Here is a 25,216-nt window from a genome sequence, read left to right on the forward strand (position 1 = left end):
ATCGTATCGTCTTCATCAGCGGCCATGGCGACATCACGATGGCGGTCAAGGCGGTCAAGGACGGGGCCGTCGACTTCGTACAGAAGCCCTACCGCGAGCAGCAGTTGCTGGACGCGATCGACGAGGCCTTGCGCCGTGATGCCGGCATGCGGGCAGGGCCAGTCGCCGATGTGCATCAGGGCCTGGCCAAGCGGATCGCCGCCCTGACCGATCGCGAACGCGAGGTGATGTCGCTGGCGCTCAAGGGCTTGCCGAGCAAGGTCATTGCCAAGGAGCTCGCGATCAGTCACCGCACCGTCGAGCAGCATCGCAGCCGGTTGATCGAGAAGCTGAAGGTGAATTCGATCACCGATCTGCTGCGATTGAATCTCGATGCGCCGGACGAATGAGCAGCCGCCGCCCGCCATCCCCGCAGCCACTTGGAACCACGTACGTGGTGAAGGCGGTGGAGACAACGGCCAGGCCCGCCATAGAATGGCCCTGCACTTTGCACGCCTTATGTCACGACATCGTTTGAGTTTGAAGAAGCCGCTGCTTGCCGCGATGGTCCTCGCGAGCGGGTGGAGTTCGAGCGCGCTGGCCTTCGATGACTTCGAGGGCACGTACGTGAGCGGCGACACCACGATCACGTGGCGGGCGGGCGGCCGTTCGGGCAACGAGTTCCTGTCCAGTCGCTGCCCTGGCGAGAAGTTTCGCCACCGCACGCAGCCGGGCGACGCCCATAAAGGCAAGGACTACGCCGTCAAGTCAGACTTCGGCTTCACGAAGCTGGTGGTCACCGGCTCCAGCAAGTGCCTGCCTCCTGGCACCTACCCGCGCGCGGGTCCGTAGGCGCGCCAGCGCTTCAGCCCCGAGGCGCGCGGAAATACGCCGGGGTCTGGCCGGTCCACTTGCGGAACGCCTTGCGGAAGTTGGACGTATCGGCGAAGCCGCTGCGCTCCGCGATCTCGTCCACCGACAGCTCCGTGCGCTCGAGCAGTTCGATGGCCAGGCGCTTGCGGATGCCGTCGATGATGTCCTGGTAGCACGTGCCTGCATCGACCAGGCGGCGATGCAGCGTGCGCGTCGACACGTGCAGCCGGCTGGCCATCTCGTCCGCCCGGGGCATGCCGCCCGCACCACGGTTGAGGCAGGCTTCCTTGATCGACTTGACCAGGGCGTCCTCGCCGCCGATGGCTTCGAGCATGCGGGCGCAGAAGTCGGTGGAGAGGCTGGCCGTGAGGGGGTTGGCGTTGGGCAGCGGGAGCCCCAGCAGGCTGGCGTCGAATTGCATCTGCATGACCTTCGCCTCGAAGCTCACGGGGCAATTCAGAATCTCCGGGTAGCGGCTGGCACAGGCCGGCGGCGCGTAGGGCAAGAGCATGCGCCGCGGCTGGAACGGTCGCTCGAGCACCCGCCCCAGCAAGGTCAGGATCGAGCTGAACCAGAACTCCGTCGCCAGCGGCAGCAGGTGCCCGAGGTCCAGCACATCCCGCCCTTCGAAGATCGCCAGTTCGCCCTCGATGCGGAACCCTTTCTCGAGCACAGGTCCGGCGAGCCGGATGTGCCGGATGCCGAAAGCCACCGCATCGGCCAGGGTCGCGCTGCTCAGCAGCACATAGCCGAAGACACCAAAGTCCGGAATCCGCTGCCGCTGCCCGGCCAGCAGGCCGATGGCCGGGTCCGGCGACAGGCGCTGCACGTTGTCGAACAGCGCCACCTTCTGGCGCTGCGACAACCGCGCGTTGTGGTCCGTGAGGGCCAGCGGCGAGATCCCCGTGCCTTCGAGCACCGCAGCCGCGTCGACGCCCAGCGCCGCCATCGTCTCGACCAGCGCGGGCAGGCCCAGCGTGCTCTCGGTCGGCGTGTCGAGGTCGCCGCGGCCGTGGCGATGCAGCAGGGGCGAGAGGGCCGGGGACGGGCGGGCAGTGGACTTGCTGGGCACGGGTCTGCTTGGAGGGTTGGCAGATTTTCACCCGAATCTGGCGAGCTGCAACCTGGGCGCCGAGGCCCGGCCCGCCTACAGTCGAGATCGACGCAGGCGGCGCCGACCCGGGCGCCCATCCAATCACCCGGAGACCGCATGAGCCATACCCTGAACGCGTCGCGCCCCGCGCCGGCCGTCGACCCCGCGTGCGAACGCGTCGCACGCCTCTTCGCTGCACAGCAGGCCGCCTTTGCCGCGGCGCCCTTCCCGGAGGCGGACCAGCGGCGTGCGCACCTGCGCTCGCTCAAGAAGCAGGTTTCGCGCTACCAGGATCTTCTCGCGGAGGCCATGAGCCGCGATTTCGGCTATCGCGCCGAAGCGGAATCGAAGATGCTCGACCTGCTGGGTTCGATGCTCGAACTCAACCATGCGATCTCGCATGTGCGGCGCTGGATGAAGCCCAGCCGCCGCTCGACGGAACTGCTGTTCCTCAGCAACGGCCTCAAGGTCGTCTATCAGCCCAAGGGCGTGGTCGGCGTGATCGTGCCCTGGAACTTTCCGGTCTATCTGGCGCTGGGCCCCATGGCGGCCGCGCTGGCCGCCGGCAACCGGGTGATGGTGAAGATGCCCGAGGTCACGCCGGCCACCAACGCAGTGCTCAGGCGGATGCTCGGCGAAGTGTTCCCCGAGGACCTGGTGGCGGTGGTCGGCGAGGAACTGGTCGACCCCAATGCCTTCACCTCGCTGCCGTTCAACCATATCGTCTTCACCGGATCGCCGGCCATCGGCCGCGTCGTGATGCGCACGGCCGCGGACAACCTCACGCCGGTCACGCTCGAACTGGGGGGCAAGTCGCCGGCGCTCGTCACCCGCAACTATCCGATCGCCGACGCCGCCAAGCGCATCACGCACGGGAAGTCGACCAACTGCGGCCAGATCTGCGTCTCGCCCGACTATGCGCTGGTGCCGCGCGAGCATGTCGACGCTTTCGTGGCCGCCGTGCGGCGCACCTTCAAGCAGTTCTACGACCACACGACGGTGGGCAACGCCGACTACACGGCCATCGTCAACGAGCGGCAGTACCAGCGCCTGAGCGGCCTGCTGGCCGATGCCCGCGCCAAGGGGGCGTCGGTCGTGAGCTGCGCGCCGATGCCCACCGGGGACGGCCGCCAGATGCCGCTTCAGATCATCACCGGCCTCTCGCCCGACATGCGGGTGATGTCGGAGGAGCTGTTCGGCCCGATCCTGCCGGTCGTGCCCTACGACACGATGGACGAAGCCATCGCCTTCATCAACGCCCGGCCCCGTCCGCTGGCGCTCTACTGCTTCAGCCATGACCGAGCCGAGCGCGACGCGCTGCTGCGCCGAACGCATTCGGGTGGCGTCGCGATCAACGACTGGGGCTGGCAGGTGGTCAACCACGACGCGCCCTTCGGCGGCATCGGCAACTCGGGCATGGGCACCTACCACGGCGTGGAGGGCTTTCGCGAACTCTCCCACGCAAAGACCGTGTTCAAGCGCCAGCGACTGTTCCCCATCGATCTCTTCTACCCGCCCTACGGCACGCTCGTGCAGCGACTGGCGCTGAAGTTCTTCGTCGGGCGCGCAGACGCCAGCCTGGCGGCCGGGGCGCCCGCCGCTGCGCATGCGGCCCGCGCCGGGACCGAGACGATCGGGACCTGAAAATCCCCGGCCCTACTTGGCGGGCGGCATGCCGGGCGTGTTGGGCGGGGCCTGGTACTGGCCTGGCGCCTTGCCCGGGTTGGCGGCTTCGCGGGCGTTGGCGCGCGACTGGCCGGCTTCCGCCGCCTTGCCCGAGCCGATGTTGTCGTTCAGGGGCGAATTCACTTCGTCACCCCCGACCTTCTTGACTTTGTCCTGCGGCCGTGCATTGACCTTGTCCTGCGCGCGGTCCTGCGGCTTGGTGTTGGTGATGACCTGTTCCTGCGACGATGCACCCGGCGGGTTTTGCGCGTAGGCGCCTGCCACGGACAGGCCAGCGATCAGGGTTGCGAGAATCTTGCTCATTCCGGGCTCCTCGGTGGGGATTGATCGATGCCTCATTGCCACGAAGATCTCATGCCGGCTCATGCCATCCGCGATGGGTCTGGCGAAATCATTCTGGGAGCGTCCACACGGCAAATCAACCCCGGCGGCCACCTACCTCCACGTACGTGTTCATGCGTGGCCGTCGGGATGGCGCGCGCCCCAGCAGCGGTGAGAATCGGCGGTCGGAGTGCAAGGGATTACTGCGAGGGATGCCCGGCTTGTCGATGTCCCGCGTGGCGAACGCGTTCCGCCTACCTGATCTTCCTGAAAGTGAAAGGAAAACGTGAAATGAAAGCAGCCTACTACCCCCTTCTCGCGTTGGCTTCGGCCCTGGCTTTCACCCCGCCGGCCATGGCGCAGTCGGGCACGCCTTCAACCTCACCCAAGGTGCTGGATGTCCGGGACATGATGAAAGAGGTCTCGATCTCCGCGCAGGTGACCGCGATCGACTCGAAGAACCGCATCGTGACCCTCAAGGGACCGGAGGGGAATGAATTCGCGGTGATGGTCGATCCGAGAGTCCGGAACCTGGCCCAGGTCAAGGTCGGCGACATGGTCGATGCCACCTACATCCAGTCGGTGGCGCTCGACTTCCAGACAGGCAGCGGGATCCGCATGGCGACGTCGACGACGGCCGTCGACCGCGCCCAGGTCGGACAGCTCCCCGGCGGGGCGGCGATGAAGCAGACGACGCTGGTGTCGAACATCTGGGCGATCGATCAGGCCAAGGGCACCGTGATGGTTCGGGGTCCGTTCGGTCACTTCACCGAAGTGAAGCTGAAGGACCCGGCCATGCTCAGTGGCGTCAAGGTCGGCGACCAGATGAAGATGACCATCACGCAGGCGATCGCCACTTCGGTGGTGGTGAAGAAGGGCTAGCTGGACCAACCACTGCCGTGATCCCGCCTCCTTGAGCGTGAGGCGTAAAACCTATGAGAACGTGGTGTTGAGTTTCAGCGTGCTCATTGAGCTGAGCTTGGTCGATTTCTAGTCGCGCGCGGCTTGTGGTTTTTCGGCAGCCTTCTGTCGAGCCGCAAGCTGGCGCAGCGCGGCGGCCATCGCTGCCGCGCTCTCTCGAAGTTGCGCGCCCAGTCAGCTAAGTGGGTCGCCGACCTCACTCCCAGCAAGCGCGGCACTGCCTGGGCTCCTGCTGGCGCAGGCCATCGGCCGCACGCGGCCACAAGGCCGGCGCACGCGTGATGTCAGGGCCCGGAAAACTCAAATTTGATGCGGCAGGCCTCGCAACGCGCTACGACCAGGGGGCCTACGCTGGGGAGCAGTTCCAGGCGCTGAAGGCTGCCGTCAAGGAAGCACTCAGGGCAAGGCAGCGGTTCATCAGGAAATCTCTGCGCCTGATACCACGCGCTCTCCCAAGCGTCGATCACAAACTGCACGGCTCCCTTTTGTCTCAGATAGCCCAGCAGTACGTGGTGCATGCCTTCGGGCGCCATTTCCACCTCCTTCCATCGGAGCGGTGCTCTCCATTCCTTTCGCGAGCCTACGGCCCAGCATCCAGCTCCTTGATCGCCGCGATGGCTTCGTGCCTCGCCTCGATCAGCGCCTCTTCCTCCGAGCGTGCACCGGACTCGGCAATGTCAACAGTCTTCCGGTCGTCGATCTGGTACGACCAACTCCAGCGCGCGCCGGTTGGCCAGACGTTGATCGTGACTTGGTGGCCGTGGTGTTCAAAGCTGGTGTCGGACATGTGTTTCCTCCAACGAAGAGGACGGACGTATCAAAGACCGCCCCACCCGCCTGTCGACGCCGAGGGCGCGCCCTTCTGGCCATGAGACTCGTCGAAAGCCCTCGTCAGGTTCTTCCCGTTTGGGATGAATGCCTCATCCCTTCCTTCGAGTTCGTCTGCTCGCCGACGTGTTCTTCCGACGCAGATCCTCCGGTCGCCATCACGGTGTCGATGTCTCTGTTGCGATGTTCCCTCGGCGGAATCAGGGCCGAGGGGTCCTCTGCAGCCAGCTTCGGGTCTTCTGAAAGTTGGGAGTTCTTGCGAGCGCGTGGCATAGGCGGTACCTCCAAACGTTCGGCCTACCCTAGACCTTCGCAGACAACGTTGCAAGTAGGGGCGAGCCGCAGAAGGGCCATCGCATGCAGCGTCCTCGAGGAGGCCTGAACCGATGACCCTCGCCCGCTTCAAATCAGCACTGCCGCATGGGCCGTACGAGCGTGAACCCACTTCATGGCCTGCGCTTCGGCGTGCCGGATGGCTTCCGCCTCGGTTCGACAAGTATCGGCGTCACTCAGCAAAGACACTCGCCCTTCGCTTGGCCAAGCAAGCCGACGCACGAGGACCGGCCGGTACACGCCACGGTCCAGACGCTCTGCCGAGCAGAGGAATCGATAGCCCTCGTATACGAGCAACACGCTTCTCGCCATGGTCGGCTCCCGATAGCCAACTTTATTTGGACATCGGGCACCCCATAAATGTTCCCGATCGCAACACCGGCGATCAGGCCTGCGATTTGGCTAACAGTTCACGCAAGCCACGCCGGAACCGGAAGATTCTTCTCGCGCAGGAAGGCGGGGTTGTACAGCTTCGACTGGTAGCGTGTGCCGGCGTCGGCCAGGATCGTCACGATCGTGTGGCCCGGCCCGAGCTCACGCGCCAGGCGGATGGCGCCGGCCACGTTGATGCCGCTGGAGCCACCCAGGCACAGGCCTTCCTCCCGCAGCAGGTCGAACAGCACCGGCAACGCCTCCTGGTCTTCGATCTGATAGGCGTCGTCCATCAAGGCGCCTTCCAGGTTGCCCGTGATGCGGCTCTGGCCGATGCCTTCGGTGATCGAGCTGCCGGTGCTGCGCAATTCGCCATGCTTGATGTAGTTGTACATCGCGGCGCCCATCGGATCGGCGGCGGCGATCACGACACCCGGCTTGCGTTCCTTCAGGTACTGGCCGACGCCGGCCAGCGTGCCGCCTGTGCCGATCGAGCAGATGAAGCCGTCGATCCGGCCGTCCGTCTGCTGCCAGATCTCAGGGCCGGTCGAGCGGACGTGGCCATCCCGGTTGGACAGGTTGTCCCACTGGTTCGCATAGAGCACGCCATGGGGCTCGCTGTGCGCGAGCTCTGCCGCGAGGCGTTCGGCCACGTGCACGTAGTTGTTCGGATCGCTGTAGGGCACCGCGGGCACCTCGCGCAACTCGGCTCCGTACAGGCGAAGCGCGTCCTTCTTCTCCTGACTCTGTGTCTGTGGGATCACGATCACCGTGCGGTACCCGCGGGCGTTGCCCACCAGCGCAAGGCCGATGCCGGTGTTGCCGGCCGTGCCCTCGACGATCACGCCTCCCGGCTGCAGGTCGCCGCGCGCTTCGGCATCGAGCACGATATAGAGCGCTGCGCGATCCTTGACCGATCCGCCGGGATTCATGAACTCGGCCTTGCCGAGAATCGCGCAGCCGGTCAGCTCGGAGGCCTTGCGCAACCTGATGAGCGGTGTATGGCCCACCGCCTGGATGAAGCTTTCACGCACGTCCATGATGAAGGTGGATAGTCTGCGCGTCCGGGCGTTCCAGGTTTGCGCGGCCCGCATCAGACTACCGGCGGAAAGGTCTTTGGCCGGGCGTCCCAGGCCCGGCCAGCCCCGCGGCCCATTGAGGGGCTGAGGTCCGCGGCTCCTGAAGAGCCGCTGCCTCTGTCAGCGACCCCGGGCGCCGAAGCCGCTTCGGGGGTGGGCCATTTCAATGCGCGGCGCTGGAGGATTCTTGCAATTTCCGCATGAGTTCGTCCAGGTTGAACGCGGCCGGCTTCTGGCGCGGTGGAAACTTCTCGAACGCTTCCATCTGCTGCGCGACCGCGCCCTGCATCGCGTAGACGATGTAGGCGTGCGAGATGACCCAGTCCCAGTAGGTGTTCGAGTTCTCGTCGGCCCGCTCGAACGGATCGCGGCGCAGATGGAACATCTTGGGTGCCCGGTACCTGACGAAGGGCTCGAACCAGCACTGCAGCGTCTTGGCGCGCTGCTCCATCAGCACGACCTTCCAGTCGTGCATGCGGATCGCCATGATGTCCCCGTCGTCGCTGATGTAGAAGAACGACTGCCKCGGRCTCTCCTGCACCTGGCCGCTCAGGTACGGCAGCATGTTGTAGCCGTCGATGTGCACCTTGAAGCTCTTCTCGCCGACCTTGCAGCCTTCGAGCAGCTTCTCCTTGACATCGTCTTCGCCAGCCGCTGCCAGAAGCGTCGGCAGCCAGTCCTGGTGCGACACGATGCCGTTGATGACCGTGCCGGCCTTGAACTTTCCGGGCCAGCGCACGAAGCACGGCACGCGCCAGCCGCCTTCCCAGTTGGTGTTCTTCTCGGCCCTGTAGGGCGTGATGCCGGCGTCGGGCCAGCTGTTGTAGTGCGGGCCGTTGTCGGTGGAGTACATCACGATCGTGTCGTCGGCGATGCCCAGCTCGTCGAGCTTGTCGAGCATCTGCCCGATGTGCTCGTCGTGCGCGACCATCACGTCGTTGTAGTCGCCCTGCCCGCCGCTCTTGCCCTTGTGCTTTTCCGCGCAATGCGTCCTGAAATGCATGGCCGTCGTGTTGTACCAGAGGAAGAAGGGCTTGCCGTCGGCGTGGCACTTGTCGATGAACTCGAGCGCCTTCCCGGTCGTTTCGTCGTCGATGGTTTCCATGCGCTTCTTCGTCAACGCGCCGGTGTTCTCGATCGTCTGTCCGCCCTTGCCATCGGCCAGGCAATGCAGCACGCCGCGCGGGCCGAAGCGCTTCTTGAACGCGGGATCCTTCGGATAGTCCGGATCCTCGGGCTCTTCTTCGGCGTTGAGGTGGTAGAGATTGCCGAAGAACTCGTCGAAACCATGCATCGTGGGCAGGTACTCGTCCTTGTCGCCGAGGTGGTTCTTGCCGAACTGTCCGCAGGTGTAGCCATGCGGCTTCAGCATCTCGGCAATGGTCGGGTCTTCCTTGTGCAGGCCGACATCGGCGCCAGGCATGCCGACCTTCGTCAAGCCGGTCCTGATGGGGTTCTGGCCGGTGATGAACGCCGCCCGGCCCGCCGTGCAGCTTTGCTGCGCGTAATAGTCGGTGAACGCGACCCCCTCGTTGGCGACGCGGTCGATGTTGGGCGTCCGATAGCCCATCTGACCCCGGCTGTTGTAGCTGATGTTCCACCAACCCACGTCATCGCCCCAGAGAATCAGGATGTTAGGCTTCTTCGTCGTCATGCTTCTTCCTCAACGTTGGAGAGGCGCCAGGTCACCTCGAAAAAATGCTCCTGGGAATGTGCGTCAGAGATGCGGCCGCCGGCGCAGGATGAGATTCACCAGGCTGCGAAATACCAGATAAGGCAGGACCGCCAGGACCACCGCGACCATCACGGCCTCGCCCGGATAGACCCAGCGCACCGAGATGAACTGGTAGACGGCGTCCATGACGATGGCCACGATGAAGACCTTCCCGATGTGCCGCCAGCCTTCGCGCAGCAGGGCCTTGCGTTGCACACGGTCGCGCATGAGCGCCCACATGTAGAGCGGTCGCCCGTCCCGCGCGTCCTGCCTTCCGGCCCTGAAGGCGAAGAAGGCCGCAACCGCCGGCTGGAGAACGAAGCGGAAAGCCAGCGGCGCATGCCGGCCGCTCGTGATGTCGTCCCAGATACGCATCCAGACTTCCAGCATCACGTCCCGCATGGTCGATTCACCTCAAAGCAGCCTGAAGGCGATGCCGGCAAAGATGAACAGTCCCGCCACGGACATGACCAGCGCCATCACCAAGGAAGGCTGCATGATGCGAAGCCGGCTGTTCTCGCGCAGGTGCTTGAGCCGCAGCCAGTACTCGATCGTTCCCATCACCATGGCCACGGTGCCCAGGCCGGTGAGGAACAGGCCCATGTCGCGTGGCATCTCGGCCTTGATGGTGTGGGCAGCTTCGTGCTGGAGCCCCTCGATGACCTTGTAGATGGTGAAGCCGAAGCTGATCATGGAAAGAGCCGTCCTCACCCATGCCATGAGCGATCGGTCCGCAGCCATGATGGTCCGTTCGACGGCCAGTTCGGTGTTGAACTGCGCCAGTTCGCCGGATGTCTTCGCCGGCGGCGTGCCCGTTTCCGGCTTCACCGTCGGAGGCGTTGGGGAACTGTCTTTCGTGTCCATCGCCGGTTCGGTCAGAACTTGAAACCGGCACCCGCGAACAAGCCGCCGAGCGCCACCTTGCTGAGGAGCCCGTCGTCACTCTTGAAACTCAGGTAGCGGTAGCCGAACTTGAACGAGACGGTGGTGGAGTACTGGTAGCTGGCTCCCGCGATGGCTTCCCAGCTCGACGTCGAACTTCCCCAGCCCGTGTCGAGGTAGCCAAGCAGCGACCACTTGTCGTTGATCGGCGCGATCACGCGCGCGCCGATGATGCCGTTCCAGAAGCTGATCGAATCGTGGAGCCCGGGGCCGGGCAGGTTCGGGGCAATATTCAAATCGGTCTTGGCGTTCACGTAGCGCCCGCCCGCCAGGACATCGACTGCGACGGCGCTGTCGAACACCCGATAGAGGCCGGCCAGGGTGTAGATCTGCTGCTCGTAATCGACGTCCAGACCCAAAGGGGCGCCGAAGGTCGGCTGCCGGGAGACGCCGAGCTTCACGTATTGCATGTCGAGCAGCGCACCCCAGGGGCCCTTGCGGGCCTCGAGCGTACCCATCGCGCCGAAATCGAGTGCGCCCAGCACGCTCGAGGAACTCACGTGCGTGGTGCTCCGGGGCGTCAGGCCGAAGCGAAGGTCCGACGAAACGCCGGCCGCCCAGAGGTACGGAATGAACTCGAACTGCCATGCATCGGCCGGCAGGACCGTCTGCCCGGCGGCCGAGAGACAGGTCAGCGCCGCGGCCAGTCCGCCGGCATTCTTCAGGGAGCGCGAGTACGTCGATTTGCACATGGTGTTGACCGATCGATGGTTCGAATTCAGGGCGCCGGGACCACGCTGTAGTACACGCCGTTGGCGCCGAACGAGGGCCTGAACCAGGAGTTGCCGACCTGGTAGTAGGTGACACCGGCACGATCCACATAGACCGCGCCTGTCGGCAGCGTGGAGAAGTTGGCGCCCAAGGGGTAGGCCGGCAGCGTGCTGGCCCGCGCCAACGCAGCGCCGGCCACCGCGCCCGCCGCCAGCCCGACGGCGGCACCCGCAGCGACCGCAGCGCCGCAGTCGTAATAGCAGCCCGGGTGGTAGTACGGCACGCCCACCGGCCGGTAGTACGGCGCATAGCCTCCATAGCCGTAGGCCGGTGGGCGGTAGGTCGTGAAGCCGCCGGCCGTGGTGTGCACGGCCCCCATGCCGTAGGCGCCGGTGGTGGTTCCCCCGTAGCGGTTGGTGTGGGTGGTTCCGCCGTACCAGCTGTGCGAGGTGCTGCCGCCGAACGCGTTGTCGTGGGTGAAGCCGCCGAATCCGCCCATCGTGCGACCACCCCAGGCGTTCGCCCGCGCCCAGGCCGAGGCGGAGGTGTGGAATCCCGTGGCCAGCAGCGCCGCGGCGAGCCAGGGAAGGATGGTTGTCATCGGTTTCATCTCGAGCGTCCTTCCGCGTCCTTCAGGGCGCCTTGCCCGCCTTGCCGGTCCTGGCCTTGGCGGCCGCCGCGGGCGGCTGCGGCGCGGCGAACGGAATCTTCCTCGCGTTGGCCGCGTTGACCGAGGCGAAGGCCTCCGCCGCCACGACCGGGTCGAGCTTCCAGTTCGAGAGATCCACCTGGTGGCGCAGCAGAAGCGGGTCGCCGCGGTAGGTGGCACGCAACCTGCGCGGCAGCTTGTCGTCGGCGCCGATCCAGATCTGCATGAACAGTTCGTCGCTGGCCACTGCCACCACATCGGTCGCGGTGCCGCCGACCGCCGTGGAGGGGCCGACGTAGAAGGCCTTGGTCAGGCCTTCGGTGAGGTTCTTGAAAGGATCGGCGCCCAACACATCGGCGAAGGGAAAGTAGATCGCGGCATCCTTGAATGCCGCCTCGAGCATGGCATCGATGGTGGGCGGCGCGGGCGCCACGGCGACCAGATTCTCGGAGGGCGCGAAGGCGGTGAAGGTCTTGCCGTCGTAGTAGTACTCCGACACCTTGCCCTCGCCGCCCGTGATCACCCGCAGCTTGTTCGGCCGCTGCACCAGGACTTCGGAGCTCGTCGTGAAGGCCAGCGGCGGGCCGATTCTGGTGGGGCTTTCATAGGTTGCAACGGCAGTGAACGCCATCGACGACGGTGCGGTGAGGGCGTTGCTCATTGCACGCAACATATCCATCACCTTGGCTTCCAGCTCGGGGGCCGACTTGGCCGACTTGCCCTGGGACGTGGAAGCCTTGGCCGGGGCGCCCTGGCCATTCGCCCCAATGACGAAGCTCAGGCTCGCGGCCAGCAGCAACACCTTGGCGAGGATCTGAAATCGGCTTTTCACTGAAATCTCCTTCCGTGGCGCTTCCTTGCCCCCGCGCAGCGACATGCGTCGGCGTGGCGCGATCATTGTGGAAGCGCCTGTGCGGCAAATCCAGCCGGGCGGCCACCTACTCCCACGTACGTGGTCCCGCGCGCACGTACGTGGCATACGTGGCCGCCGGGATGGCCGCCCGAAACGCGAGTTCCAGAATGCCGGATCGGGGCCACGCGCGGCGATCATGCAAAAGCGGCCCGCATTGGATACCATCTCTAACATTCAATGAGGGGCTTTCTCATGAACAAGCGATCCATCGCAGTCAAGAGCGATGCTGCGCTTCCCGGGGCGGCGCAGCCTGGCGAGTGGGAAGTCGTCGAGCCCCCCCGCCCCGCGACCTTCGGAAGCTTCACCTGGTCTGTCACAAAGGTAACAAGCTCCGCCGGCCGGACCCGCATCAGCGCCCGGACGACCCGTTTGACTGACGGACATCTCGTCTCGCGGCGGTTCGACGGCGAACTCGACGGCAGCGCGTTCGAGCGAATGGCCATGCAGGCCCATGCACAGTTCGTCGAACAGTGGCGTGCACTGTTGCGACCGATGAGTTGGCTTTTTCCGTTGCCTCGGGAACGGGATTCGCCCCGCAGGCGAAAAGGGCAATAAGACAGGCGCGTTCCTGCAAGCTCGACACTGGAACCATCCTGATTGCCCGGGCCGAGGCCTGAATTCGCCCAGTGATGTCGTGTGGAAAGGAGTCGATCATGCGTTCCATTCATCGATCAGTCCTGAGCGTCGCCTCGGTCGTCTTGGCGAGTGTCGCGTTCGTCGGTTGCACGACGACGCGGCCTGGAGACACGTCGAGCACCGCGTCGGCGCGCGCCTCCATGGAGGCCCAGGTGGATGCCGCATTGTCCAAGTTGTATGCCAGCGTGCCGGGCTCGCGCGAGATGGTGGCGAAGGCCAACGGCGTGCTCGTGTTTCCCGCCGTGGTCGGGGCGAGTTTCGGCGTGGGGGCCGAATACGGTCGTGGCGCGCTGCGCGTGGCCGGCCGTACCGAGTCGTACTACAGCACCACCCTGGGTTCGCTCGGGTTCCAGGCGGGCGCGCAATCCAAGGCGGTCATCTACGTCTTCAACACGAGGGATTCGCTGGACAAGTTTCGCAGCAGCAGTGGCTGGACCGCGGGCGCCGACGCCACCGTCGCGCTCGCGACTCTTGGCGCCACTGGCAACATCGACACCAACACGTTTCAACAGCCCGTGGTCGGATTCGTGCTGACCAACGTGGGGCTCGAGGCCGGCGTCTCGCTGCAAGGAGCCAAGATCAGCAGGATCAACCTGTGATGCGTTTAGCGTGTGACGAAGCGCAGCGGGCGTGTTCATGACCCCGCGGTTCCACGCGCCAGACAGAACAGCGTCACATCGTCATGCGCCTCGAACGCGCCCACATGCTCCGCCAGTTGCGTGCGCACGCTGTCGACCGTTTCCTGCGCAGAGCCGGCTTGGCGGGCGAGCGCGTGCCCGAGTGCCTCTTCGCCAAAGGGCCCCGACACGCCCCGCGCCTCGGAGGCCCCATCGGTGTACAGGAGCAGCCTGGCACCGGGCTGCATCGTGAAGGTCTGAACCGTGCAGCGTTTTCCGGCCAGCAGCCCCACCGCCGGCCCCGTGATGTCGAGCCGCGTGATGGTGCCGCCTTCGGCCTGCTGCACGAACGGCGCTTCATGGCCGGCATTGAGGTAGTGCATGCGCCCGCTGTCGGGCTCCAGCAGTGCGAAGAACAAGGTGGCGAACATGTTCTCGTGCCCGTGTACGGTGGCGATGTAGTCATTGGCGAACGCCACGCTGCGCACGAGCGTCGCGGGAGGTTCCTCCTCGAGCGTCGCCTGGCAGGCCATCGCGCGCAGCAGCGTGCGGAACAGCGCCATGTAGAGCGCAGCACCCACGCCCTTGTCGCACACGTCGGCGACCACCAGAGCGAGCGCGCCTCCGGGCAGCGAATAGGCATCGTAGAAGTCGCCGCCGACCTGTCGGGCCGGCGTACAGCTGGCGCCCAGCGACCATCCCGCCAGGCTCGGCAGCTCCGCGGGCAGGAAGCCCTGCTGGATCCGCTGGCCGATCTCCAATTCGCGTGAGAGCGCCTGCAGCAGCTGGCTCTTTTGATCCTGCAGGCGCTTCTTGGCCAGCGACGACTCGACACGCGCCTGCAGCACCACGGGGTTGAAGGGCTTGGGCAGGTAGTCGTCGGCCCCCAGCTCGAGGCAACGCACGACGCTCTCGCTCTCGTCGATGGCCGAGACCATCACCACGGGCAACTGCGCCGTCAGGGGTTCGGCCCGGATGCGGCGCAGGGTTTCGTAGCCGTCCATCTCGGGCATGGTGATGTCCAGCAGCACCAGGTCCCAGTCCTGCTGATGCAGCTTGTCGAGTGCATCGCGTCCGTTGACGGCGATGCCCGCCTCGTGGCCCAGGCGTTGGACGCGGCGTGCCAGGAGGTCGCGATTGAGCTCGAGGTCGTCGACGACCAGGATGCGCATCGGGCGTTCCACATGCTCCGTCGGCGTCAGCTTGGAAAGCATGCCATGGGCCCCCATGATGTCGGCCGCGCCCTCAGGCTGCGACAGCTTCGAGGCGTTCGCGGTTGGCATCGAGCAGCGCGTGAAGGTAGGGCATCTGCTGCAAGGCGGCTTGCTCGCCCTCTTCGATGATGTGGGGCACCTTGTCGGTGTCGAACAGGCGCACGCGTTGCTTGAACTGCGGCAGGATCAGGATCAGCTCCGAGTGGTGTGCCGCGCTCTGGAAGGCCAGGCGCGACTTGAGCAGATTGTTCGCGAGGATCGCGCTGAGCTGGGCCGCAAAGCGCCCGGCACTGCGGATGTTGTCCTGGTACGGGCTCTCGAAGCCCACCGCGACGATCACGCGGCTGCCGTTCTTCATCGCCACGCTGATCGGCAGCGGGTCGGCCAGATAGCCGTCGATCAAAAGCCGGCCGTCCAGCTTCACGGGCTTGAACGCCAGGGGCAGCGACACGCTGGCGCGAATCGCATCGACCAGGTCGCCACGCGTGATGTCGACCAGTTCGCCGTTCAGGAAGTCGGTGGCCGTGATGTGGAGTGGAATCGGCGTGTCCTCGATGCGCCGTTGCCCGAACACGTCGCGGAAGGCCGCGAGCATCGGGCCATCGTCGCGCAAGCCGAAACTGTCCGGCCGAAAACCGAAGAGCTTGGGTGCGAGAAGGCGCAGAACGCCCATGTTGCTGCGCTTGGAAGTCATCTTGCGGGTCCAGGTACGCAGGGTGATGTCCGTCATCCTGGCGGCGTCGAAACCGAGGGCCACTCCGGCCGCGAACAAGGCGCCGCCGCTGCAGCCGACCACGCGGTCGATGCCTATGCCCGCGTCGGTGAGCGCCTTGACCACACCGATGGCGGCCGCGCACTTGACGCTGCCCGAGCCGATCACCAGCGTGACCGCAGGCCCCTGAATCGGCGCGCGTTTCATGCGGCCTCCGCGAAGCTCTCCACCGCGTGGCGCACGTCGGGGAAGATGTTGAGAATGCTGGTGAAGCCGGAAATCTCGAGCACCCGCTTGACCTGAGGCTGCACCGCAGCCACACGCAGGTCGCCGCCGGCGAGGCGACAGCTCTTGACGGTGCCAAGCAGGGACCTCAGGCCGGCGCTGCTGGTGTAGTTCACCAGCGAGAAATCGGCCACCAGACGTACGTTGCCCCGGGAAATCGACTCCGCAAAGAGCTGGGTCAATTCGTCGGCGTTGAAGCTGTCGACGCTGCCTGTGATGGCCAGGACGAATATGGTGTCGTGTTGTGTGATGGCGATCTGCATGTGCTTTCTCCAGGGTCAGTGCGATGCGGGCGGCATCAGGTCTTTTTCGATGGTGAGGACGTTGCCTCGGAGCGGGTGGCGTTGGTAGTGCTGGCGGTCGGAGAGTTGGCGGATCAGGTGCACCCCCAAGCCGCCCGGCGCGCGCGCCTCGACCCCGGCGGAGGCGTCCACAGGCGCTACCGACAGCGGGTCGAACGGCCTGCCCCGGTCTTCCAGCGTCAACTCGATGCGGCGTGAACCGCCCTCATGCACGACACGGACCCCCAGGCTCAGCGGGCCGCCCTGGCCTGCCGGATAGGCGTGGTGCATGACGTTGACGCAGGCCTCCTCGACGATGAGCTGAAGGTCATGGCGCGTCGGGTCGTCGATCCGCTCGCGACTGCACATGGCGGCAACCAGGGCCAGCAGCGCCGGCAGGTTGGCGAGTTCGGCGCCGCACGCGATGCGATCGATCGCGCCAGCGGGCACGGTGCGCGGGTCCGTCATGCCCTGCGCTCCGATGCTGCGCCCGCCGGCGGTGGCTTGGGCGCGTCTTCCAGCAGCGTCTCCGGCCGCTGCGAGGGGACCGGCTGAGGCAGCCGGACGGTGAAGCAGGAGCCCGCGCCGGGCGTGCTCGCCACCTCGATGTCTCCGCCCATCAGGCGACACAGGCGGCGGCTGATCGCCAAGCCCAGGCCGCTGCCGCCGAAGGCGCGCGTCGTGCCCTCGTCGGCCTGCAGGAATGGCTGAAAGAGCTTGCCGATCTCCGCCGGGCTCAGGCCGATGCCGGTGTCTTCGACATCGAAGCGCACTTCCAGCACGCCGGGCTGTCGCTCGCGCGTGGAAGCACGCAGCTGCACGTTCCCGTGGGCCGTGAACTTGGCCGCGTTGGACACCAGCGCGATCAGCACTTGCCGCAGGCGCAGCGCATCCACATGGACCAGCGCCAGGTCCGGCTGGATGTCGACCCGCATGCGATTCCCGTTGGCCATCAGCATCGGCTGCGCGGCGGCCTCGACGGACGACAGCAAGCCGCGCAGGTCGCAGTCTTCGAGGTTGAGCTGGACCTGGCTGGCGTCGAGCCGGGTCAGGTCGAGCACGGCGTTGATCATCGACAGCAGATCCTTCGCCGCATGCTTGATGCGGCCCAGGTCGGCGCGGGCCGCGGGCGGCGTGCCGTCGGCCAGTTCGTCTTCGAGCAGCTCGGCGTAGCCGATCACGGCGTTGAGCGGCGTTCGCAGCTCATGGCTCATGTTCGCCATGAAGGCGCTCTTGGCCTTGTTGGCCGACTCCGCCTCCTGTCGCGCTTGTTCGAGGTGCAAGGCCTGGGCTTCGATCTCGCGATTGCGCTCTTCCAATGCCGCGCGCGTCCTGGCGGTGCGCAGCGATTCGGCGTGAATCGCATGGCCGAAGAGCGACAGGTAGAGGGCCGCGGCCACGGCCGACAACGAGATGGTCAGCAACGAGGTGTCCGGACGGACTTCGAAGCCTGTGGCGGCGGCGCCCGTCAGGATGCCGATCGCCATGGCCATCAGGCCGCGCAGCGCGTGGCGCGCCCCGCCTGAACCGAAATTCGATGCATACATGGCGCCCCCCAGGGCGACGATGATCCACGGGTTGAAGCCCGAGAGTCCACCGTAGGCGCCCATCAGGAACGAGTCGACCAGCAAGGCGCGCATCTCTGCGCGCCGGCTGTCGACGGCACGGCAGCTCAGCCGGTAGGCGAGATGCGGCCATGTCAGCATCACCACCACCGCTCCCCACAGCGCGATCGGCGGCTGCGTCGTGAACACCGAGCCGAGCAACAGGCCGGCGGCCAGATGGGCGCCGATGCGCACCGGGTAGTTCACGCGCACGCCGCCGTACAGGCGTCGTGGCGCGGCCGAACCCTCGTTGTTGGCCGGGCCCGGCGAATCGGGAGCGGAAGCGACGCCCGTGGCCGAGGGCATGGCGGGCAGCGCCGTCACAGGAGACCCTCGATCTTCGCCAGCAATCGCTCGAGTTCGATCTAGCAGGATCTTCGCCATGTCAATCCGCGGCGGCGTGGTCGACGAGAGGCAAGGTCGCGAGCACCGCCGCGCGAAACTGGCTGCCCTCGCCGGGCGTGCTGACGGCGGTCACGTCGCCGCCCAGCAGGCGGCACAGACGGCGGCTGATGGCCAAGCCCAGGCCCGTGCCGCCGTACTTTCGCGTCGTCTCGGAATCAGCCTGCACGAAGGGCTGGAACAGCCGGCCCAGCTGCGAAGGGGTCATGCCGATGCCGGTGTCGCTGACCTCGAACACCACGATGGATTGGCCGCCCGCGTCGAGGCCGCCGGTGGTCTTGATCGAGATGCTGCCGTCGCTGGTGAACTTGGCCGCGTTCGACACCAGGTTGATCAGCACCTGTCGCAGCTTCGTCAAGTCCGACTGCACCGGGCCCACCCCCTGCGCGCATTGCACTTCCAGGCTGTTGCGGTTGACCGCAAGCAGGGGCTGAGTGGTCGAGACCACCTGGTCCAGCAGTTCGGCCAGTTCGAAGGTCTCGACATGCAATTCGATCTTGTCCGCTTCGATCTTCGAGAGATCGAGCACATCGTTGATCATCTGCAGCAGATGCCGCGCGGCCCCCTTGATGCGGCCCAGGTCGGCGAGCGAGGTGTCGGTCTCGCCGCGATCGGCGAAGTCTTCCTCCAGCATTTCGGTATAGCCGATCACGGCATTGAGCGGCGTGCGCAGCTCGTGGCTCATGTTCGCCAGGAAGGCGCTCTTGGTGCGGTTCGCTGCCTCTGCCTGCTCGCGGGCCCGCTCGGCGATCGCGCGGGCCTGCTCGAGATCCGCCTTCTGCTGCTCGATGACCCGGTTGCGCGCGTGAACCTCCCGCTTGGCGCCAATGGCCTGGCGCGTCTGGAAATGAGACGCCAGGCCGAACGCGGAGGTGTAGGTAATGACGGCGAGCGCCGTCATCGCGTGCGCCAGCAGCGGCACCGGCAACACGTCGAACCCGGCGTAGAGCCCCATGGTCAGGATCCCGAGCACGAAGCACCCGGCGCCGATCAAACCCAGGCGCAGGCCGCCGATGCTCAGGTTGGCGGCGTTGATGGCGGTGAAGGACACCACGCAGATCCACAGATCGAGGCCGGTCAGCAGCGTGAACGCGCCCATGAAGAAGCTGTCGACCAGCAAGTTCCGCCGCTCGGCGGCCTTGCTGTCGCGCGCGCGGCTCGCCACCAGATATGCCAGATGCGGCCACAGCAAGGCCGTGCCGCAGATCAGCACCAGGACGCCGACGGGCATGGCCCGCAGCTGCAACACCGAGAGCGCCACCGCGCCGAAGAAGCCCTGCCCCAGCACGCGCAGGCCGTAGTCCAGGCGCACGGTGGGGTGCACTCGACGGGGCGAGCCCGGGGGTGGAAGGTCTTGCAAGGCGGTATCGGCGAGAGTGGTCATGTCGGTGTCGTGATGGGTCGGAGCGTCCGGACGATGACTTCGTCGGTCGACAGCGCGCCCGTGTCGCACATGAGGCCGATGCCGCCGGTGTTCAGCGCCTCGGGGCCGGCATCACCGACCGTGAACAGCAGGCTGTCGTCGACCCAGGCGCGCAGCGTCGTGCCGAGCACCTCGATCCTGAGCTTGCAGGGGCGCGCGGCGCGCCACGCGAACGGCGCGCTCGCGAGCGTCTGCGGCGTGTCGCGCATCCGCACCAGGCTGACACGATCGCCGTCGGCGCTGCCCGTGCCGACGCCGCGGTCGAACACCAGCCCATACCAGCGCCTCAATCCCTGGACGCGTGCGAGCAGGCCCCAGCTGTGGCCCAGATGCGGCGTCACGGTCGACTCGACGGCGTAGTCTTGCCAGTCGCGCGTGCCCTGCGTGACCATGCCGACGCCGTCCGACTGCGACAGCCGGAACGCCTCCCAGCGCGGGCTGCACGTGAAGTGCGTTGCCGCGTCGGCCCAGGCCTTGAACCACATCCGGCCCGGGCCTTCGGGGCGGCGCAACACCAGCTCCGGGGCGCCCTTCCAGTCCAGCGCGTGCAGCAGCACGCGGCCGTCGACGCGCGCGACTGGCGATTGCAGTTCCAGGCCGATGTCATAGGTCGGCAGCCCCTTCAGGTCGGGCACGGTCCAGCGCAGCTCGGCCTGACCGCCGGGTTGCAACAGCACGCTCGGGCCGGAGATCGTCACGAAACGGTCGTGGGCGTCGTAGTGGCCCAGGCTCAGTGCGACCCGGACCGACGCGGTGTTGTCGGTCGCTGCCGAGACGCTGGCGCGCAGGTGCTGGCCCGGGTACAGCGTCGGGCAGGCCACCAGCTCGTAGGCCGGCATGCCGAACACCTCGGGGTGGATGAAGGTCGGCGTGCTGATGCGCGCCACGCGGCCCGTGCTCAGCGCGGCGTAACGCACCTCGAGCGCACGGCCGTCGTCGACCGCGACGTTCCGCAGCGCCAGCGGGTGCACCAGGCTCGGGTCGCCGGCGCTGACGTGAAAGCCCTGCACGCTGCCGGGGAACGCGAAGCTGAAGCGCGCGCCGTCCTTGGGCCGGGCGGGGGCGCTGGCGCCGGCGAGGCGGTGACCGGCGTCGATCAGGCGCCAGCTTTCCTGCACCGCGTCGGTGATCGCGCCGCCTCCGTCGCCGGCGGACAGGTACATCCGGTCGGCGACCGGGCCGCGCCAGTCGGCACCGTGGTCGATGCCGTCCAGCCCGCCGCGTAGGCCCATCAGACAGCCGACGTTGCCGGCGTTGCAGTCGGTGTCCCAGCCGGCGGTGCACGAGATCGACAGCGCCTCGTCGAAGCTGTGCTGGCCGTAGAGCAGCGACAGGATGACCAATGCATGGTTGGGCACGACATGGCACAGCCCCTCGAAGCGGTCGTAGCCGTATTGCGCGGCGATGCGCTCGCGCGTCGAACGCCAGTCCTTGGCCGCGTCTTGCGCGTGCCAGCGGCGCACATCGTCGACCACCTTGCGGATGGTCGAATCGGCCGGTATCGCGGCCAGGCCGGTGTCGATCAGCTGGTCCATGTCGCGCTCGACGAAGGCCTGCGCCTCCATGGCCGCGATCAACTGCGCCGCGTGAACCGCGATGCCGTCGTGGCTGACACGCGCCGCCTGGCCGGCCAGCCTGGCGGCGAGCGCCGGGTTGCCCGGGGCGGCCATCGCCCAGCCGTCGATGAAGATCTGCGCGCCGATCTGCTCGGCTGCGGCCTTGCCATTCATCGCGATCGAACCGCTCTGCGGCGCGGGCACGCCCGAGTCCAGGCGCATGAACGCGGTGTGCTCGGTCGAGTTGCCCGGGCCGCCCCACCACAGCACCGAACGCTCCCTGACGATGTAGTTGAGCCAGGTCTGGCCGACCTGCCGCGCGCTCAGTTCGGACGTGTAGCCATGGTCCTCGAGTGCCCGCGCGAACACGAAGGTGCCGGCAATGTCGTCGTCGGTGACGACCAGCAGGTTGTTGCGCAGCGCCACGCCCTCGCGGTCGTGGACGTAGTAGCGGATGTCGCCGAGCTTGGCCGCGATGTCTTCATAGGACCAGCCTTCGAACGGCCGCCCGAGGTAGACGCCGATCAACTTGCCGAGCACGCCGCTGTAGACGCGTTCGGCATAGTCATGGGGAATCTCCCCGACTTGTCTCATCGCGATATCGCCCTTCTTCTCACGGGAAGGGCGGCCGGCCGGCCGACAAGGGTCAGGTCGAGTCGCGCATCACCAGCTGGTAGGGCATTTCGATGCTGCGGCCCGGGCGCTCGGCCGCGTTCTCGTCGAGCCGGGCAATCAACATTTCGGCGGCCATGCGGCCCACCGCCGGCTCGAAGCGGTGCACCGTCGTCAGCGTCGGAAACATCAGCGTCGCGGCCGGAATGTCGTCGAAGCCGGCCACCGCAATATCCTCCGGGATGCGCAGGCCGACAGCGCGGATCGCCGCCATCGCGCCGATCGCGAGCAGGTCGTTGGCCGCGAACACCGCGCTGCAGCGCGGCCGTTGCGCGAGGAATGCCGTCATCGCCCGTACGCCGTCCTCCTGCACGAAGCCGTCGGCCGGGATCTCGATCGGGCGCAGCCCCGCATCCTTCATCGCACTGCGGTAGCCCCGGCGCCGTTCCTCGCCCGGCCCGAGCGCGGGCGAGACCATCGCGATGTGCCGGTGCCCCTTGGCGATGAGCGCCTGCGTCATGGCCCGGGCGGCACCCGCGTTGTCGACATAGAGCTTGTCGATCGGCGTCGACGCCTTGCGCACCGGGCTTCCGATCAGCACGAGCGCGGTGCCGCGCTTGGCCAGGCCGGCCAGCTCCGCTTCGGCCACATGGAAGAACGACGCGAGCACGCCGTCGACATGGCCCTGCAGCAGCCAGCGCAGCGCCTTGCGCTCGCGCTCCGGACTGCCATCGGTGTCGAAGACCATCACGTCGTAGCCGGCCGCCTCGGACACCGCCTGGAAGCCGCGCACCATCGCCGGATAGGTGGGGTTCGTGATGTCCGGGACGATGCACGCGAGCGTGTGCGAGCGGGTCGCCTGCAGGTTCTGAGCGATGCGGTTCGGCACATAGCCGAGGCGCTGCGCGGCTTCCAGGATGCGCTCGCGGGCATCCGCCGAGACCGCCGGCACGTCGCCATGTCGAAGCACCAGCGAGACCGCGGTCTGCGACAGGCCGGTGGCCGCCGCGATATCTTGCTGCGTCGGCCGGCGAAGCGGCACCCGCGGCCTCTTGCCCGTGGGGTCCGGCTCGGCCCCCCCCGTGCCTGCTGCCATCCGCGATTTCCTTGTCATCTGCGACGACTATAAGTGCAGCCGCCCGAGCGTCGTCGGGCCCCGTAGACACGGCCGGGACGCGGGACTTTGCGGACTTCGTCGGGGACATAATACGTATTATTACATCCAAGGTATGCAATGCAACGTCCGCGAGCTGGATCAGGGCCTGTTTACAGGCCTAGGCTGAATCGCGCAGGACCAGCTGGAAAGGCAGTTCGAAGGCGCGACCCGGCCTGTCCGCATCGGGGCCGTCCAAGCGTGCGATCAGCAACTCGGCTGCAAAGCGGCCAATGGCCTGTTCGGATCGGCGCACCGTGGTCAACGCCGGATGCAGCAATTGCGCGGAGGGAATGTCGTCGAAGCCGGCCACCGCGACGTCGTCGGGAATACGTCGCCCTGCCGCGCGCAGCGCTGCCATGGCGCCGATGGCCAGGAGGTCGTTGGCCGCGAACACGGCGCTGCATGGGAAGTCGCCAGCCAGTTCGGTGGCCATGGCGCGCGCGCCTGCGGCTTGTGTGAAGTCATCGGCGACGATGCTGCAGGCCACCAGCCCGGCTTGCTGCATGGCGGCCTGAAAGCCGCGTTGGCGCTCCGCCCCCGGGCCTTTCGGGCAGGACAGCATGGCGATGCGTCGGTGCCCCTTGTCGATCAGGACCTGCGTCATGGCCTGCGACGCCGCCGCGTTGTCGATATAGACCTTGTCGATGTCGTCGCGGGCCGGCCTGGCCTCGCTTTCCACCAGAACCACGGCAATGCGCCCGCGCACGGCCTCCAGCAGCTCGGCTTCGTCGATGTGGAAGAACAGCGCCAGCACGCCGTCCACATGCCCCTGCGACAGCCACCGCAGCGCCCGCTGCTCGCGCTCGAGGGTGCCGTCGGTGTCGAAGATCATGGTGTCGTATCCCGCCGCGTCGGCGGCGGACTGGAACCCCCGCACCAGGGACGGATAGATCGGGTTCGTGATGTCCGGAACGATGCAAGCCAGCGTGCGCGTGCGCGCAGACTGAAGATTCCGGGCCATGCGGTTGGGGACATAACCGAGCCGCTCGGCGGTCTGCAGTATGCGTTCGCGCGCCTCCCCGGACACCGTGCACGGCTCCACGTGGTTGAGCACCAGGGACACGGCGGTTTGCGACATGCCCGTCGCAACGGCGATGTCGCGCTGCGTGGGCCGTCGCAGGGACATCGTGGGCGCCCTGGCCTTGCTGACGGAGGCCGCCGGAGGACTGGCCTCAGCGGGCGCTGACTTGCCGGTCGTTCGATTCTTCATGCTTGATCGCCATCCATAATACGTATCAACTTGCTCCAGGTTCGAAGGCTGCGGGGCATCGGTCCGGATGATGCCCCGAACACAGTTTCCACGATGAACATCTCGCGTCGCGCATTCGCACTGTCGGGCCTGGGCACCGCTTCGCTCACAGTCGCCCCCCGCCTTCGCGCCCAGACCCGCGGCGGCAATCTCACCATCCTCGTGGCGCAACCCGCGGGCGGCATCACGGATGTATTCGCGCGCGCCGTCGCTCCGGCGCTGGGCCAGGGGCTTGGGCGTGTCGCGGTGGTGGAGAACGTCACCGGAGCGAGCGGCTCCATCGCCGCCAGCCGCTTGCTGGCGGCCGCGCCCGACGGCACCACGCTCTTCGTGGGGTCGCCCTCCGAGACCGTACTCGCACCGCTCACCCTGCGCTCCGTCCGATACAAACCCAGGGACTTCCGGCTCTTGGGCCTGATCAACGATTCGCCGTTGGCGCTGTACGCGCGCAGCGACTTGCCCGCGAACAACCTGGACGAACTCGTCGCACTGGCGCGCCACGCTGGCGACAGGCCCTTGAGCTACGGCAGTACAGGCCAGGGCTCATTGTTCCACCTCGTGACGGAGATGTTGCTGTCCACCACGGGCATCGAGGCCACGCACGTGCCCTACCGTGGCGGCCTGCCCATGTTGAACGACCTTCAGGGCGGCATCATCGACTTCACGATCCTGCCCGTGGACGCACTTCTGGGAAGCATGGTCGCTGGCGGCAAGATGAAGGTGCTGGGCGTCACGTCTGCGCAGCGGCTCGCCCGGTTCCCTGCCGCCGCGACCTTCGATGAAAGCAGATCGGCGCCTGCCGTCGGTCGCCCGAGCATCTGGGTTGGTGTACTGGTGCCGGCCGCGATGAGCGAAAGCGCCAGTGTGCAGCTGCACAAGGTCGTCACGGACGCGCTCGGCAACTCGGACGTACGCAAGGCCATCGATGCCGCCGGGGGTGCCGTGCCCTCCCCGATGTCGCTGGTCGACGCCGCACGCTTCTACGCCGCAGACGGCGTGAAGCTACAGGCGCTGGCAAAGGCGGCGCGCGTCGAGCCCATGTAGTCGTCGAGCCG

The 25,216-nt window shown here is 66.7% G+C and carries 27 protein-coding genes; 7 read left to right on the forward strand and 20 right to left on the reverse strand.

Annotated features, from left to right (window positions below):
- Nucleotides 1-389 (forward strand): response regulator transcription factor (locus AC1DYK_RS12285; RefSeq protein WP_478166559.1); only part of this gene is annotated, 389 nt, incomplete at its 5' end.
- Nucleotides 390-519: 130 nt separating this feature from the next.
- Nucleotides 520-831 (forward strand): hypothetical protein, encoded by a 312-nt coding sequence (locus tag AC1DYK_RS12290; protein ID WP_478166560.1) that lies wholly within the window; start codon nucleotides 520-522, stop codon nucleotides 829-831.
- Nucleotides 832-844: 13 nt separating this feature from the next.
- On the opposite strand, the gene AC1DYK_RS12295 is transcribed toward AC1DYK_RS12290, so the two are convergent.
- The gene (locus AC1DYK_RS12295; RefSeq protein WP_478166561.1) at nucleotides 845-1,924 is read right to left on the reverse strand and encodes an AraC family transcriptional regulator; all 1,080 of its coding nucleotides are present in this window, start codon (nucleotides 1,922-1,924) and stop codon (nucleotides 845-847) included.
- 138 nt (nucleotides 1,925-2,062) lie between these two features.
- On the opposite strand from AC1DYK_RS12295, the gene AC1DYK_RS12300 reads away from it, so the two are divergent.
- Nucleotides 2,063-3,589 carry a coniferyl aldehyde dehydrogenase gene (locus tag AC1DYK_RS12300; RefSeq protein WP_478166562.1) on the forward strand — a complete coding sequence of 509 codons (1,527 nt, stop codon included), beginning with the start codon at nucleotides 2,063-2,065 and terminating at the stop codon, nucleotides 3,587-3,589.
- A gap of 12 nt (nucleotides 3,590-3,601) precedes the next feature.
- Here the strand turns inward: AC1DYK_RS12300 and AC1DYK_RS12305 are convergent, their stop codons facing one another.
- Nucleotides 3,602-3,934, reverse strand: a complete 333-nt coding sequence (locus AC1DYK_RS12305) for a cell envelope biogenesis protein TolA (RefSeq protein ID WP_478166563.1) — start codon at nucleotides 3,932-3,934, stop codon at nucleotides 3,602-3,604.
- A gap of 309 nt (nucleotides 3,935-4,243) precedes the next feature.
- Here AC1DYK_RS12305 and AC1DYK_RS12310 point away from each other — a divergent pair, with 309 nt between their 5' ends.
- Nucleotides 4,244-4,834, forward strand: a complete 591-nt coding sequence (locus AC1DYK_RS12310) for a hypothetical protein (protein ID WP_478166564.1) — start codon at nucleotides 4,244-4,246, stop codon at nucleotides 4,832-4,834.
- A gap of 323 nt (nucleotides 4,835-5,157) precedes the next feature.
- Here AC1DYK_RS12310 and AC1DYK_RS12315 read toward each other — a convergent pair whose 3' ends face one another.
- The 9 genes from AC1DYK_RS12315 to AC1DYK_RS12355 form a co-directional block, all read right to left on the reverse strand.
- Nucleotides 5,158-5,406, reverse strand: a complete 249-nt coding sequence (locus AC1DYK_RS12315) for a hypothetical protein (RefSeq protein WP_478166565.1) — start codon at nucleotides 5,404-5,406, stop codon at nucleotides 5,158-5,160.
- A 47-nt stretch (nucleotides 5,407-5,453) separates the two neighbouring features.
- Nucleotides 5,454-5,660: a hypothetical protein gene (locus AC1DYK_RS12320; RefSeq protein WP_478093228.1), complete on the reverse strand. Its 207-nt coding sequence runs from the start codon at nucleotides 5,658-5,660 to the stop codon at nucleotides 5,454-5,456.
- Between the two features lie 784 nt (nucleotides 5,661-6,444).
- Complete coding sequence (locus AC1DYK_RS12325; RefSeq protein ID WP_478166694.1) at nucleotides 6,445-7,446, reverse strand: cysteine synthase A; 1,002 nt, start codon at nucleotides 7,444-7,446, stop codon at nucleotides 6,445-6,447.
- Between the two features lie 202 nt (nucleotides 7,447-7,648).
- Complete coding sequence (locus tag AC1DYK_RS12330) at nucleotides 7,649-9,139, reverse strand: arylsulfatase (RefSeq protein WP_478166566.1); 1,491 nt, start codon at nucleotides 9,137-9,139, stop codon at nucleotides 7,649-7,651.
- A gap of 63 nt (nucleotides 9,140-9,202) precedes the next feature.
- Nucleotides 9,203-9,601 (reverse strand): hypothetical protein, encoded by a 399-nt coding sequence (locus tag AC1DYK_RS12335; RefSeq protein ID WP_478166567.1) that lies wholly within the window; start codon nucleotides 9,599-9,601, stop codon nucleotides 9,203-9,205.
- 12 nt (nucleotides 9,602-9,613) lie between these two features.
- The gene (locus AC1DYK_RS12340) at nucleotides 9,614-10,027 is read right to left on the reverse strand and encodes a YidH family protein (protein ID WP_478166568.1); all 414 of its coding nucleotides are present in this window, start codon (nucleotides 10,025-10,027) and stop codon (nucleotides 9,614-9,616) included.
- Nucleotides 10,028-10,074: 47 nt separating this feature from the next.
- Nucleotides 10,075-10,833, reverse strand: coding sequence for a hypothetical protein (locus AC1DYK_RS12345; protein WP_478166569.1), 759 nt, complete (start codon nucleotides 10,831-10,833; stop codon nucleotides 10,075-10,077).
- A 26-nt stretch (nucleotides 10,834-10,859) separates the two neighbouring features.
- On the reverse strand, nucleotides 10,860-11,453 hold the full coding sequence (locus AC1DYK_RS12350; protein WP_478091745.1) for a hypothetical protein: 594 nt from the start codon (nucleotides 11,451-11,453) through the stop codon (nucleotides 10,860-10,862).
- Between the two features lie 31 nt (nucleotides 11,454-11,484).
- Nucleotides 11,485-12,333 carry a DUF2092 domain-containing protein gene (locus tag AC1DYK_RS12355; protein WP_478166570.1) on the reverse strand — a complete coding sequence of 283 codons (849 nt, stop codon included), beginning with the start codon at nucleotides 12,331-12,333 and terminating at the stop codon, nucleotides 11,485-11,487.
- Between the two features lie 273 nt (nucleotides 12,334-12,606).
- Here AC1DYK_RS12355 and AC1DYK_RS12360 point away from each other — a divergent pair, with 273 nt between their 5' ends.
- Together AC1DYK_RS12360 and AC1DYK_RS12365 are read left to right on the forward strand one after the other, a co-directional pair.
- A complete protein-coding gene (locus AC1DYK_RS12360; protein ID WP_478166571.1) occupies nucleotides 12,607-12,969 on the forward strand; it encodes a hypothetical protein in 363 nt (120 codons plus the stop codon).
- 98 nt (nucleotides 12,970-13,067) lie between these two features.
- A complete protein-coding gene (locus AC1DYK_RS12365; RefSeq protein WP_478166572.1) occupies nucleotides 13,068-13,649 on the forward strand; it encodes a BPSL1445 family SYLF domain-containing lipoprotein in 582 nt (193 codons plus the stop codon).
- A gap of 35 nt (nucleotides 13,650-13,684) precedes the next feature.
- Here AC1DYK_RS12365 and AC1DYK_RS12370 read toward each other — a convergent pair whose 3' ends face one another.
- The 9 genes from AC1DYK_RS12370 to AC1DYK_RS12410 form a co-directional block, all read right to left on the reverse strand.
- Nucleotides 13,685-14,950, reverse strand: coding sequence for a PP2C family protein-serine/threonine phosphatase (locus AC1DYK_RS12370; RefSeq protein ID WP_478166573.1), 1,266 nt, complete (start codon nucleotides 14,948-14,950; stop codon nucleotides 13,685-13,687).
- Nucleotides 14,913-15,800: a patatin-like phospholipase family protein gene (locus tag AC1DYK_RS12375; RefSeq protein WP_478166574.1), complete on the reverse strand. Its 888-nt coding sequence runs from the start codon at nucleotides 15,798-15,800 to the stop codon at nucleotides 14,913-14,915. The genes AC1DYK_RS12370 and AC1DYK_RS12375 overlap by 38 nt, the downstream gene beginning before the upstream one ends.
- Nucleotides 15,797-16,141 (reverse strand): STAS domain-containing protein, encoded by a 345-nt coding sequence (locus AC1DYK_RS12380; protein WP_478166575.1) that lies wholly within the window; start codon nucleotides 16,139-16,141, stop codon nucleotides 15,797-15,799. Before AC1DYK_RS12380 ends, AC1DYK_RS12375 begins: the two co-directional genes overlap by 4 nt.
- Nucleotides 16,142-16,156: 15 nt before the next feature.
- Nucleotides 16,157-16,627 (reverse strand): ATP-binding protein, encoded by a 471-nt coding sequence (locus AC1DYK_RS12385; protein WP_478166576.1) that lies wholly within the window; start codon nucleotides 16,625-16,627, stop codon nucleotides 16,157-16,159.
- The gene (locus AC1DYK_RS12390) at nucleotides 16,624-18,087 is read right to left on the reverse strand and encodes an ATP-binding protein (RefSeq protein ID WP_478166577.1); all 1,464 of its coding nucleotides are present in this window, start codon (nucleotides 18,085-18,087) and stop codon (nucleotides 16,624-16,626) included. Before AC1DYK_RS12390 ends, AC1DYK_RS12385 begins: the two co-directional genes overlap by 4 nt.
- A 61-nt stretch (nucleotides 18,088-18,148) precedes the next feature.
- Nucleotides 18,149-19,549 (reverse strand): ATP-binding protein, encoded by a 1,401-nt coding sequence (locus AC1DYK_RS12395; protein ID WP_478166578.1) that lies wholly within the window; start codon nucleotides 19,547-19,549, stop codon nucleotides 18,149-18,151.
- Nucleotides 19,546-21,738, reverse strand: a complete 2,193-nt coding sequence (locus AC1DYK_RS12400; protein WP_478166579.1) for an ADP-ribosylglycohydrolase family protein — start codon at nucleotides 21,736-21,738, stop codon at nucleotides 19,546-19,548. The genes AC1DYK_RS12395 and AC1DYK_RS12400 overlap by 4 nt, the downstream gene beginning before the upstream one ends.
- 52 nt (nucleotides 21,739-21,790) lie before the next feature.
- Complete coding sequence (locus tag AC1DYK_RS12405) at nucleotides 21,791-22,852, reverse strand: LacI family DNA-binding transcriptional regulator (protein ID WP_478166580.1); 1,062 nt, start codon at nucleotides 22,850-22,852, stop codon at nucleotides 21,791-21,793.
- Nucleotides 22,853-23,030: 178 nt separating this feature from the next.
- A complete protein-coding gene (locus AC1DYK_RS12410; RefSeq protein WP_478166581.1) occupies nucleotides 23,031-24,122 on the reverse strand; it encodes a LacI family DNA-binding transcriptional regulator in 1,092 nt (363 codons plus the stop codon).
- Nucleotides 24,123-24,215: 93 nt separating this feature from the next.
- On the opposite strand from AC1DYK_RS12410, the gene AC1DYK_RS12415 reads away from it, so the two are divergent.
- The gene (locus AC1DYK_RS12415) at nucleotides 24,216-25,205 is read left to right on the forward strand and encodes a tripartite tricarboxylate transporter substrate binding protein (protein ID WP_478166582.1); all 990 of its coding nucleotides are present in this window, start codon (nucleotides 24,216-24,218) and stop codon (nucleotides 25,203-25,205) included.
- The last annotated feature ends 11 nt before the right edge of the window (nucleotides 25,206-25,216 follow it).

The organism is Variovorax sp. P2_H12 (assembly GCF_056403395.1).

Excerpts from the sequence above, each read along its gene's own strand:
- AC1DYK_RS12300 (WP_478166562.1), top strand. The coding sequence starts at position 2,063 with ATGAGCCATACCCTGAACGCGTCGCGCCCCGCGCCGGCCGTCGACCCC.
- AC1DYK_RS12305 (WP_478166563.1), bottom strand. The coding sequence starts at position 3,934 with ATGAGCAAGATTCTCGCAACCCTGATCGCTGGCCTGTCCGTGGCAGGC.
- AC1DYK_RS12310 (WP_478166564.1), top strand. The coding sequence starts at position 4,244 with ATGAAAGCAGCCTACTACCCCCTTCTCGCGTTGGCTTCGGCCCTGGCT.
- AC1DYK_RS12315 (WP_478166565.1), bottom strand. The coding sequence starts at position 5,406 with ATGGCGCCCGAAGGCATGCACCACGTACTGCTGGGCTATCTGAGACAA.
- AC1DYK_RS12320 (WP_478093228.1), bottom strand. The coding sequence starts at position 5,660 with ATGTCCGACACCAGCTTTGAACACCACGGCCACCAAGTCACGATCAAC.
- AC1DYK_RS12325 (WP_478166694.1), bottom strand. The coding sequence starts at position 7,446 with ATGGACGTGCGTGAAAGCTTCATCCAGGCGGTGGGCCATACACCGCTC.
- AC1DYK_RS12335 (WP_478166567.1), bottom strand. The coding sequence starts at position 9,601 with ATGCGGGACGTGATGCTGGAAGTCTGGATGCGTATCTGGGACGACATC.
- AC1DYK_RS12345 (WP_478166569.1), bottom strand. The coding sequence starts at position 10,833 with ATGTGCAAATCGACGTACTCGCGCTCCCTGAAGAATGCCGGCGGACTG.
- AC1DYK_RS12350 (WP_478091745.1), bottom strand. The coding sequence starts at position 11,453 with ATGACAACCATCCTTCCCTGGCTCGCCGCGGCGCTGCTGGCCACGGGA.
- AC1DYK_RS12360 (WP_478166571.1), top strand. The coding sequence starts at position 12,607 with ATGAACAAGCGATCCATCGCAGTCAAGAGCGATGCTGCGCTTCCCGGG.
- AC1DYK_RS12365 (WP_478166572.1), top strand. The coding sequence starts at position 13,068 with ATGCGTTCCATTCATCGATCAGTCCTGAGCGTCGCCTCGGTCGTCTTG.
- AC1DYK_RS12370 (WP_478166573.1), bottom strand. The coding sequence starts at position 14,950 with ATGCCAACCGCGAACGCCTCGAAGCTGTCGCAGCCTGAGGGCGCGGCC.
- AC1DYK_RS12375 (WP_478166574.1), bottom strand. The coding sequence starts at position 15,800 with ATGAAACGCGCGCCGATTCAGGGGCCTGCGGTCACGCTGGTGATCGGC.
- AC1DYK_RS12380 (WP_478166575.1), bottom strand. The coding sequence starts at position 16,141 with ATGCAGATCGCCATCACACAACACGACACCATATTCGTCCTGGCCATC.
- AC1DYK_RS12385 (WP_478166576.1), bottom strand. The coding sequence starts at position 16,627 with ATGACGGACCCGCGCACCGTGCCCGCTGGCGCGATCGATCGCATCGCG.
- AC1DYK_RS12395 (WP_478166578.1), bottom strand. The coding sequence starts at position 19,549 with ATGACCACTCTCGCCGATACCGCCTTGCAAGACCTTCCACCCCCGGGC.
- AC1DYK_RS12400 (WP_478166579.1), bottom strand. The coding sequence starts at position 21,738 with ATGAGACAAGTCGGGGAGATTCCCCATGACTATGCCGAACGCGTCTAC.
- AC1DYK_RS12405 (WP_478166580.1), bottom strand. The coding sequence starts at position 22,852 with ATGGCAGCAGGCACGGGGGGGGCCGAGCCGGACCCCACGGGCAAGAGG.
- AC1DYK_RS12410 (WP_478166581.1), bottom strand. The coding sequence starts at position 24,122 with ATGAAGAATCGAACGACCGGCAAGTCAGCGCCCGCTGAGGCCAGTCCT.
- AC1DYK_RS12415 (WP_478166582.1), top strand. The coding sequence starts at position 24,216 with ATGAACATCTCGCGTCGCGCATTCGCACTGTCGGGCCTGGGCACCGCT.